This window comes from Finegoldia sp., assembly GCF_046991905.1.
In the GTDB taxonomy this organism is placed as follows: domain Bacteria; phylum Bacillota; class Clostridia; order Tissierellales; family Peptoniphilaceae; genus Finegoldia.
On sequence record NZ_JBKWZF010000050.1, the window covers coordinates 1 to 10595 of the forward strand.

The window sequence follows — 10595 nt, forward strand, 5'->3', positions numbered from 1 at the left end:
ATTTAGATAAAACAGTTTTAGGAGATGTTGTAGATTTATTTACTAATAAAATTCATATGGATGGTACTGATCAAGATATGGATTTACTTGGTAGAACATATGAATATTGTATAGCTGAATTTGCGGCAAAAGAAGGAAAAGATGGAGGAGAATTCTATACACCATCTAGCATTGTAAAATTATTAGTAGAAATATTAAAACCATATGATAACTGTCGTGTGTATGACCCCTGTTGTGGTTCAGGTGGGATGTTTGTACAGTCGGCAAAATTCATTCAAGCTCATAGCGGAAATAGAGATAGTATTTCTGTTTACGGTCAAGAAGCAAACCCAGATACATGGAAAATGGCGAAGATTAACATGGCTATTAGAGGAATAGATGCTGATTTTGGTCAATATAATGCAGATACATTTACCAATGATTTACATAAGACATTAAAAGCAGATTTTATAATGGCTAATCCACCTTTTAACTGGAAAGGATTAAAAATCGATCAACTAAAAGATGATGTAAGATGGAAATATGGTACTCCTCCTGGAGGGAATGCAAACTTTGCATGGATTCAACATATGATTTATCATTTAGCACCAAAAGGGAAAATTGGTTTGGTGCTAGCTAATGGTGCTTTATCCTCACAAACAAGTGGTGAAGGCGAAATTAGAAAGAATATTATAGAAGCTGATTTAATCGAAGGTATTGTTGCTTTACCAACACAATTATTCTACAGTGTTACGATTCCAGTAACATTATGGTTTATTTCTAAAGATAAAAAACAAAAAGGAAAAACAATATTTATTGATGCTCGCAAAATGGGGCATATGGTAGATAGAACACATCGTGATTTCACAGAAGAAGATATCAATAAAATAGCAAAAACATTTGATGATTTCCAAAATGGAATTGATGTCGATGAAAAAGGTTATTGTGCTGTATGTTCTATAGAAGATATTAAAAATCAAGATTATATTTTAACTCCAGGAAGATATGTTGGTATTGAAGAGCAAGAAGATGATGGCGAACCATTTGAAGAAAAGATGGCTAGATTAACTTCTGAATTATCTGATATGTTTACAAAATCCCATGAGCTTGAAGAGGAAATTCGTAAGAAACTGGGGGCGATTGGATATGAAATGTAAGCTTGAAGATATCTGTTGTTTTCGCAAAGAAAAAGTAGAGGTAGAAAATTTAAACACTCAAAACTACATATCAACAGAGAATATGTTATCGAATAAACGTGGAATTACAGGAGCAAGTTCTTTACCTACCGTTTTATTGACACAAAAATATAAAAAAGATGATGTTTTAGTCTCTAATATTCGTCCATATTTCAAAAAAATATGGCAGGCAAAATATGATGGTGGCTGCTCTAACGATGTATTAGTTTTCGTGCCTGATTCCAATATAGACAAAGACTTCTTGTATTATGTACTTGCAGATGATGATTTTTTCACATATTCGATGGCAACATCGAAAGGAACAAAAATGCCACGAGGCGATAAAGTTTCGATAATGCAGTATGAAGTTCCGTTATTTGATTTGCATACACAAAAGAAAATTGCAAGTATTTTGAAATCATTGGATGAAAAAATTGAACTTAATAATAAGATAAACAATAATTTAGAGCAGCAAGCTCAGGAAATATATCAGCAAATGTTCATTGATAATGCTGCTTCTAATTGGAAAGAAGGCACTTTGAGTGATATTGCTGACATAATTATGGGTCAATCCCCTAGCGGAAGTAGCTACAATGAGGAAAGTATTGGTACAATTTTCTTTCAGGGTCGTGCGGAGTTTGGGTTTAGATTTCCAACTGTTCGCCTTTTCACAACCGAACCCAAGCGAATGGCTTGTGCCAATGACACATTGACGAGCGTTCGTGCCCCCGTAGGAGACCTTAATGTTGCTCATACAGACTGTTGCATTGGTCGAGGGCTTGCTGCTATTCATTCAAAAACCAACCATCAATCTTTCGTACTTTATACAATGTTCTCTCTCAAAAAACAGTTAGATGTTTTTAATGGAGAAGGTACTGTTTTTGGATCAATCAACCGAAACTCATTGAATGTAATGCCAATCCTTATTCCATCAGATGAAAAGCTTGATGAATTTGAAGGAATAGTTGCACCGATGGACACCGCTATTCGTAATAATTACGATGAAATCTGCCGTTTGCAGCAAATTCGTGATTCATTATTACCCAAACTAATGTCAGGCGAGATTGATGTCTCCGACATTGAACTCTAAGCCGCTAAATTATTGTTTACATATATAACTCTTGTGAGTGGCAAGAGTTAAGCGAAAAGAACACCACTCCATAGTTGTTTTAAACTGATGAAAAGGAGAATGACTATGAAAGAAATTGTTAAAAATGAAGTCTTACAAAATATGATTCATCAACTAAAAGATGAACAATATGAAAAGTTAAAAGAAGTATTAGATATGGTATTAGTAAATTATAAGATTGAAGAAATCAAAGATGAACTAAATGGTGAAGATAATCAACACTATGTTGAATCTTTCTTATCTTCTAAACGTTTAGAAGGTTGTTCTGAAAAAACATTACACTATTATGAATCAACTATTCAAATACTTCTCGACAAAGTACAAAAACATGTTAAACACGTTACTACTGATGATTTAAGAAAATATCTAACTGATTATCAAAATGATCATAAATCTAGCAGAGTAACTATTGATAATATAAGACGAATATTATCAAGTTTCTTTTCTTGGCTTGAGGATGAAGATTATATAGTTAAAAGTCCAGTTAGGAGAATACATAAAGTCAAATCGGCTACGACTATAAAAGAAACTTATTCTGATGAATCGTTAGAATTAATGAGAGATAATTGCAATAGCCTTAGAGATTTAGCTTTAATTGATATATTAGCTTCAACAGGAATGCGTGTTGGGGAACTTGTTTTATTAAATGTTGATGATATTAATTTCAATGAAAGAGAATGTGTTGTTTTTGGTAAAGGGGATAAAGAAAGAATAGTCTACTTTGATGCAAGAACTAAGATACATCTTCAAAACTATATAAATAGTAGGAATGATGAGAATAAAGCATTATTTGTTTCAATAAAAAAACCATATAATCGATTATCGATCGGAGCTATTGAAACGATAATAAGAAATCTTGGTAAACAACTAGATATACCAAAAGCACACCCACATAAGTTTAGAAGAACTTTAGCAACTAAAGCTATCGATAAAGGAATGCCGATAGAACAACTTCAAAAGTTATTAGGACATCAAAAGATAGATACAACTTTGCAATATGCAATGGTTAAGCAAAGTAATGTAAAGATAGCACATAAAAGGTATATAGGATAGGAGGATGGATATGGCAGAATGGATTGAATGTAAAATATCTGATATTGGCACCGTTGTAGGGGGTGCAACCCCTTCGACAAAAAAATTAGAAAATTATGATAATGGGGAAATTGCTTGGATTACTCCAAAAGATTTATCTACTTTTAGTGGCAGATATATTGTACGAGGAGAAAGAAATATTACGGAAATAGGATTAAATAGTTGTTCAACTCAAATAATGCCTAAAAATACTGTTTTATTTTCCTCGAGAGCACCAATAGGTTATGTTGCTATCGCAGCAAATGAAGTCTGTACTAATCAAGGGTTCAAAAGTGTTGTTCCAAATACGAATACAGATCCATTATTTTTATACTACTTATTGAAATACAATAAGGATAAAATAGAAAGTATGGGCAGTGGTACTACTTTTAAAGAAGTGTCTGGAAATACCATGAAAAATATAGTGGTTTCTGTTCCAAAAGATAAAAAAGTACAAGAAAAGATTGGCTCTATACTTGGTTCTATTGATGATAAAATTGAGGAAAATGTAAAGATAAACAATAATTTAGCGGCTTAAATCTCAATGTCGGAAACATCAAGTTCGCCGGACATTAGTTTTGGTAAAAGTGTGTCTCGGAGTTGTGCCAATCGTTGATTTTCAAGCTGATTATTTATTATAATTTCAAACATAGGAAGAGTTATCTCAGAAAAAGCATTATTTACTTCTTCTGAAGGTAAAACAGTTTGCGAAGCTTTAATCTCGGAAGATGATAGGTTTACTTGCACCCCGCTATTTGCTCTGCTACGCAGGTCAACAAGAAAATCTGTGCTGTTAGTAAGTAAGTAAATAAAAGGATAGGTCACTCCTTTGTATCCATTTGCTCTGAGGTGTCCAACTCGCTGATTGACAATGTACTCATTATCAAGTGGCATAACGGCTGTGTTACCTAATATTGCCACATTGTCTTTCATATCTGTCATTGCCATAAGTATATCGCCTTTTTTGAGAACGAATTTCTCTAATTTTGATGCAAGGCTCTTTGGATACCAGCTTTTTGTTCCATCAGGAATAAATCCACCGCCACGAGCAATATGTCCTTGTTTGAATACTTGATAACAGTCTGGTGACGGCTCATTTAAAAGCTCCTTACTCTTAAATGCATAGCCATTTTGAAAATCAGCAATTTTTTCGAGAGGAACAATTTCCCAGTCAGAAGGCATAGTTCCGTTGAATGGCTCGAAATCAACAAACCAAGACTTAAAAAGAGCTTGAGCTTGCTGCTCTAAATTATTGTTTAGTGGTGAATGAGAGTTATAAAATGATATGTAGATTAAAAAGTTAATAGCGTATAAAAAATATTAGAAATGAGGTGAAAGTATGCCAGCACATTTTACAGAATCAAGTTATGAAGAATCAATTATAGAATTATTTGAGGGAATGGATTATAGATATGTCTATGGTCCAGAGCTTGAGCGAGATTATATGAATCCTTTATATGTAGAAGATTTTGAAGATTCAATCTATAGAATCAACAAGGGAAAAGATAGAGAAGCTATCAAGGATGCCATTTATCGAATAACCCATATTGAAAATGGATCGTTAGAAAAGAAAAATCAAGTTTTTACTAATTACTTACAAAATGGTGTTGATGTTTCATATTTCAAGGACGGAAAAGAAAAGTCGGACATTGTCTATTTAATTGATTATGAGAATGTATCAAACAATTCTTTTGTTGTTGCAAATCTATGGACTTTTATTGATCATAGTAACAAAAGACCTGATGTTATTTTATTTATCAATGGTATGCCATTAGTATTGGTTGAATTGAAATCGCCATCACGAGAAGAAACTGATGTATCTGAAGCATATACACAATTAAGAAATTATATGCTAGAAATACCATCTATGTTTATTTATAACCAAATTTGTGTTATGAGTGATCAATTAACTTCTAAAGCTGGAACGATAACTTCTGGTGAAGATCGGTATATGGAATGGAAAACAAAAGATGGTAGTTATGAAAATACTCAATTTGCTCAATTCGATACATTCTTTGAAGGAATGTTTGAGAAAGAACGATTATTAGACATTATAAAAAACTTCATTTGTTTTTCAAATGATGGGGAAAATATTATAAAAATTTTAGCAGCATATCATCAGTATTTCGCTGTTAGAAAAGCTATTACTTCTACAAAAAAAGCTACAATTTCTGATGGAAAAGGTGGTGTTTTCTGGCATACGCAAGGCAGTGGAAAATCATTATCAATGGTATTCTATGCACACTTATTACAAAAAGCTTTAGAATCACCAACTATCGTTGTTTTAACAGATAGAAATGATTTAGATGATCAATTGTTTTCACAGTTTTCTAAATGTAGGGACTTTCTAAGACAAACACCAGTTCAAGCTACAAGTAGAGATCATTTAAGAAATCTATTAAATAATATCAAGGTAAATGGAATTATTTTCACTACGATGCAGAAGTTTGAAGATTCATTTGATGTATTGTCAGATAGAAGAAATATTATAGTAATGGCTGATGAAGCTCATCGTGGCCAATATGGATTAGAAGAAAAAGTAAAGATTGTAAAAAATGAAAAAGGTGAAGATGAAGCAAAGGTTGTTAAAGGTACAGCACGTATCATTCGTAACAGTTTACCTAATGCTACTTTTATTGGTTTTACAGGCACACCAATTTCTACTAAAGATAAAAGTACTATAGAGGTATTTGGAAATTATATTGATGTTTATGATATGACTCAAGCTGTCGAAGATGGAGCAACTCGTCCTGTTTATTATGAAAGTAGAGTTATTAAGCTTCATTTAGATGAAAATATAATCAGATTGATTGATACTGAATATGATTTAATGGCTAACTCAGCTGATGAAGAAGTTATTCAAAAGAGCAAGAAAGAACTAGGAAAAATGGAAGCAATTCTTGGTGCAGATCAGACAATTGAATCTTTAGTTAATGATATTTTGTTACATTATGAAAATAATCGAGCAAATTTATTAACAGGAAAAGCATTGATTGTTGCTTATTCTAGACCTATTGCTATAAAAATATATAAAAAGATATTAGAAAAACGTCCTGATTGGACAGAAAGAGTAGCATGTGTCATGACTTCTAGTAATAAAGATCCAGAAGAATGGCATGATATTATTGGAAATAAAGCACATAAAGAAGAACTAGCTGTTAAATTCAAAGATAATGATGATCCACTTAAGATTGCAATTGTTGTTGATATGTGGCTAACAGGATTTGATGTACCTTCATTAGCAACTATGTATGTATATAAGCCTATGAATGGACACAATTTAATGCAAGCGATCGCTCGTGTAAATCGTGTTTATAAGAATAAAGAAGGTGGGCTTGTTGTTGATTATATTGGTATTGCTCAAGCTTTAAAAGAGGCAATGAATGATTATACTATCAGAGATAAGAAAAACTATGGAGATATGGATATATCTAAAGCTGCTTACACTAAATTTGAAGAGAAACTTCAAATATGTAAAGATTTATTGCATGGTTATGACTGGTATAAATTTAAGGTTGGAACAAATCTAGAAAAAGCTAAAACAATCAGTGGTGCAGTAAACTTCATGTTAGACCCAAAACGACAAGAAGATAAGGATCATTTTATTAGAGAAAGTACAGCGCTACATCAAGCAGTTCAATTATGCTCATCTATAGTTGAAGAAGAATTTCGTGTTGAAGCAGCTTTCTTTGAAGCGATACGTGTTATGCTAAATCGTTTAACGAATAAAGGTGGAAAGGGTAAAATCTCCCTTCCAGAAATGAATGAACGGATTAATGAGCTGTTAAAACAATCTATCAAAAGTGATGGGGTTATTAATTTATTTAGTGATGTAAAACAAGAATTCTCCTTGTTTGATACTGACTTTTTAAAAGAAATTGGAAAAATGAAAGAGAAAAATTTAGCTGTAGAGGTTCTTAAAAAGTTAATTGCAGATCAAATTAAGGTATATAGAAGAACCAATGTAGTTAAATCAGAGAAGTTTTCAGAAATTATTCAAACAACAATTAACTCTTATTTAAACGGAATGTTAAGTAATGAAGAAGTAATTAAAGAACTCTTAGACTTAGCTAAACAAATTAAAGGTGCTCACGAAGAAGGAAACGCACTAGGTTTAACACCAGATGAATTAGCTTTTTACGATGCTTTAACAAGACCACAAGCAATTAAAGATTTTTATGAAAATGACGAATTAATCGCTATTACTAGAGAATTGACTAAGGCATTAAGAAATAATAAAACTGTCGACTGGCAGAAAAAAGAATCTGCACGTGCGAAAATGCGAATGTTAATCAAGAAATTACTTAAAAAGCATAAATATCCACCTGAAGGAATGGAAGATGCTGTGCAAACAGTAATGATGCAGTGTGAACTGTGGACTGATAATGTTATGGAAATATAGAAACAAGAATGATTTTGCTATATTATATGGGTATTGATAAATATAAAAAGGCTATAGTTTATGAACATTATAAATAAAATTATTAGAAAATTATGTGATTGAATGATAATTAGAATTTAAAATGTTAAAATTAGACATTATCTTATTCTTTAATCAAGGAGGCTTATCAATATGGATAATAATTCAAAAATGATTATTTATACAACTGAAGATGGATTAGTTAAAATTGAAACAACTTTTAATTCTGAAACAGTATGGCTATCGTTAGATCAAATGGCATCCTTGTTTCAAAAGAATAAATCTACTATATCAAGACATATAAAAAATATTTTTGATGAAGGAGAATTAGTAAAAGATTCAGTTGTTGCAAATTTTGCAACAACTGCCAATGATGGAAAAACATATCAAGTAGATTACTATAATCTTGATGTCATTATTTCTGTTGGTTACCGTGTTAAATCAAAGCGAGGAGTTCAATTTAGAATTTGGGCAACAAATCTTATTAAGGAATATATGAAAAAAGGATTTGTGCTTGATGATGAACGATTGAAAGAGTTGGGTGGTGGCGGATACTTTAAGGAATTACTTGAAAGAATTCGTGATATCCGTGCATCTGAAAAAGTATTTTATAGACAAGTTCTTGAAATATATGCAACAAGTATCGATTATGATCCAACCGCTGAAGTATCTATTCAATTCTTTAAAAAAGTACAAAATAAAATTCACTATGCGATTCATGGTGAAACAGCTGCAGAAGTTATTTATCATAGAGCGGATGCTGAAAAAGAATTTATGGGATTAACAACCTTTTCTGGGAATCAACCAACATTAAAAGAAGCAAAGATTGCAAAGAATTACTTAAATGAAAAAGAGTTAAAAGCAATGGGTCAACTTGTATCAGGATATCTTGATTTTGCAGAAAGACAAGCAGAACGAGAACAAGTAATGACAATGGAAGATTGGGTAAAACACCTAGATAACATTCTAACAGTCACTGGAGAAGAACTATTGGTTGGTAATGGCTCAATTTCTCATACACAAGCAATGAAAAAGGCTGAAACAGAATACAAAAAGTATAAAGCAAAAACATTAAGTGATGTTGAGAGAGATTATTTAGATGCAATAAAAGAATTGGAAAATTTAAAGTAATTAATAATTCAAGTATGTGAGGTGGATGTATGAAATTTCCAAAACAATTAAAGGACATCATGTATGAATTGTTGAGAGAACCAACACTTGAAAAATTGAGAGAATTTTTGCATTCTCAAACAGGAGAACATAATTCAATTGATTTTAAAGAACAATGGATTGAAAATGCAACATTAGCAAAAGAAATATTAGCTTTATCAAATTCTCAAGGTGGAATTATAGTATTTGGCGTATCAGAAAATGATGATAAAACAATATCAATTAGCGGATTATCTGAAATTGTAGATAAAGCTATTATCTCAAACGGTATAAAAAATTATATATCTTCAAATTTAAAATATGAAATTTATGATTTTGTATATAATTCATCAGAGTATGAAGAATTGATTGGTAAGAAATTACAAATGCTAGTGGTAGAAGATACGCCTGAGTTTATTCCTTTTTTATCAAAAAGAGAAAGTGGTTCATTAAAACAAAATATGATTTATGTAAGACGAGGTACTTCTTGTGAAATTGCAAACGAAGAAGAATTACAATATATTTTTAAAAGAAGGATCAACTATTTGCATCCCCTTAATGGTGAACCATTGAATTTAGAAGAACATTTAAAACAATTAGAATTTCTTTATGGGAAAATTAAAAAAGAGCATATATATTACAAAAATGGTTTACCTGAAGGAATGATAACGATGGTAAATTCTATAGCTGATTTATTCTATAAAGGAGAAAAAATAGTTGAACCTAATCCTTTATATCCATCTGAAAGTTATGAAGAATTTATTTCTAGGATGATTGTTGCCAAAAAGAAGAAAATTGAAAGAGTGATGGATATATATTAAGTTATTTTATTTTGAACATTACTTTTGATTTCAAATTGCAATTTATATGTACTATAAGTTCATAAATTTAGAAATTGGCTACATGCAACTATTCCTTTGTTAAAAATATGCTTATAAATAGATGAGGTGAACTAATAGTGCGCGGCTACAAAATGGCTACAAAAAGTTTAAAGACGTACTGTAATGGCTAAAATATGAGTATTTTATGGACGAAATATGCATTAATAGTATGGAAAAACACGAGAAAACAAGGTCTGGAAGTCGAGTGGGAATAATACTAAAAACCTCAGAAAACCCTATTGATAAGGCTATCCAAATTTTTTAGGGGTTTTCGCCAGAAATTTGGGGGTCAACTTTGGGGGAGAGAAAAAATAAAGGCTAAAAATTAAGACCCCTAAAGTTAAAATCAAGAGAATCAGTGAAAAAACATTCTGATTCTCTTTTTTTGGTTATGCTTCTGTACAAATTCTTAATCTCTTTATTCTTTTACTTTATATTTACCACGTTTCTTTCCAACATAGCTATGTACTTCATTAGATGATTTGGGCGTATTTCTCAATGCAGGTCTATTTCTGGTAGACCATAAGATTCGATTTCTAGTATAATTAAAATTAGAGGAACCTCGTGAGTTTCTCTTATAATCTTTCGGCTTTCGGTTGAATGATTCCATAGGTCCATTGGATAAACGTGCATAGTAACGCTCATTATCCTTTGCACTACGTCTTGATACCTCAGTTATAGTAAATGAGCGGGCAATCTCATGCTTATATTTATCAAGGTATTGTGAGAAAAGACAAGGAATGTAACCTCTGAGAGCCTTAAATTCTTCAATCATTTTTAATAATTCTTGC

9 protein-coding genes are annotated in these 10595 nt (G+C 31.5%); 7 read left to right on the plus strand and 2 right to left on the minus strand.

Features of this window, described 5'->3' with window-relative positions:
- The 4 genes from ACLUJM_RS11250 to ACLUJM_RS11265 all read left to right on the plus strand — a co-directional run.
- On the plus strand, positions 1-1136 hold a 1136-nt coding region (locus ACLUJM_RS11250; protein WP_412412841.1), incomplete at its 5' end, for an SAM-dependent methyltransferase.
- Positions 1126-2244 carry a restriction endonuclease subunit S gene (locus tag ACLUJM_RS11255; RefSeq protein ID WP_074748117.1) on the plus strand — a complete coding sequence of 373 codons (1119 nt, stop codon included), beginning with the start codon at positions 1126-1128 and terminating at the stop codon, positions 2242-2244. The genes ACLUJM_RS11250 and ACLUJM_RS11255, both read left to right, overlap by 11 nt.
- A 105-nt stretch (positions 2245-2349) precedes the next feature.
- The gene (xerA, locus tag ACLUJM_RS11260) at positions 2350-3336 is read left to right on the plus strand and encodes a site-specific tyrosine recombinase/integron integrase (protein ID WP_008819340.1); all 987 of its coding nucleotides are present in this window, start codon (positions 2350-2352) and stop codon (positions 3334-3336) included.
- Between the two features lie 10 nt (positions 3337-3346).
- Positions 3347-3892 (plus strand): restriction endonuclease subunit S, encoded by a 546-nt coding sequence (locus tag ACLUJM_RS11265; RefSeq protein WP_009269226.1) that lies wholly within the window; start codon positions 3347-3349, stop codon positions 3890-3892.
- Here the strand turns inward: ACLUJM_RS11265 and ACLUJM_RS11270 are convergent.
- On the minus strand, positions 3889-4536 hold the full coding sequence (locus ACLUJM_RS11270; RefSeq protein WP_254868042.1) for a restriction endonuclease subunit S: 648 nt from the start codon (positions 4534-4536) through the stop codon (positions 3889-3891). The two genes, ACLUJM_RS11265 and ACLUJM_RS11270, sit on opposite strands and share 4 nt — an antisense overlap.
- A gap of 157 nt (positions 4537-4693) precedes the next feature.
- Here ACLUJM_RS11270 and ACLUJM_RS11275 point away from each other — a divergent pair, with 157 nt between their 5' ends.
- The 3 genes from ACLUJM_RS11275 to ACLUJM_RS11285 all read left to right on the plus strand — a co-directional run bounded on the left by ACLUJM_RS11275 (position 4694) and on the right by ACLUJM_RS11285 (position 9744).
- Positions 4694-7756, plus strand: a complete 3063-nt coding sequence (locus ACLUJM_RS11275; RefSeq protein ID WP_412412842.1) for a type I restriction endonuclease subunit R — start codon at positions 4694-4696, stop codon at positions 7754-7756.
- 171 nt (positions 7757-7927) lie between these two features.
- Entirely contained in the window at positions 7928-8905 is a 978-nt protein-coding gene (locus ACLUJM_RS11280) for a virulence RhuM family protein (protein WP_008819337.1), read from the plus strand.
- 29 nt (positions 8906-8934) lie between these two features.
- Positions 8935-9744 (plus strand): helix-turn-helix domain-containing protein, encoded by an 810-nt coding sequence (locus ACLUJM_RS11285; protein WP_008819336.1) that lies wholly within the window; start codon positions 8935-8937, stop codon positions 9742-9744.
- Positions 9745-10222: 478 nt separating this feature from the next.
- On the opposite strand, the gene ACLUJM_RS11290 is transcribed toward ACLUJM_RS11285, so the two are convergent.
- Positions 10223-10595 (minus strand): transposase (locus ACLUJM_RS11290; protein WP_412412843.1); only part of this gene is annotated, 373 nt, incomplete at its 5' end.

Coding starts and splice junctions, on each gene's coding strand:
- ACLUJM_RS11270 (WP_254868042.1), bottom strand. CDS start 4,536: ATGCCTTCTGACTGGGAAATTGTTCCTCTCGAAAAAATTGCTGATTTT.
- ACLUJM_RS11275 (WP_412412842.1), top strand. CDS start 4,694: ATGCCAGCACATTTTACAGAATCAAGTTATGAAGAATCAATTATAGAA.
- ACLUJM_RS11265 (WP_009269226.1), top strand. CDS start 3,347: ATGGCAGAATGGATTGAATGTAAAATATCTGATATTGGCACCGTTGTA.
- xerA (WP_008819340.1), top strand. CDS start 2,350: ATGAAAGAAATTGTTAAAAATGAAGTCTTACAAAATATGATTCATCAA.
- ACLUJM_RS11280 (WP_008819337.1), top strand. CDS start 7,928: ATGGATAATAATTCAAAAATGATTATTTATACAACTGAAGATGGATTA.
- ACLUJM_RS11285 (WP_008819336.1), top strand. CDS start 8,935: ATGAAATTTCCAAAACAATTAAAGGACATCATGTATGAATTGTTGAGA.
- ACLUJM_RS11255 (WP_074748117.1), top strand. CDS start 1,126: ATGAAATGTAAGCTTGAAGATATCTGTTGTTTTCGCAAAGAAAAAGTA.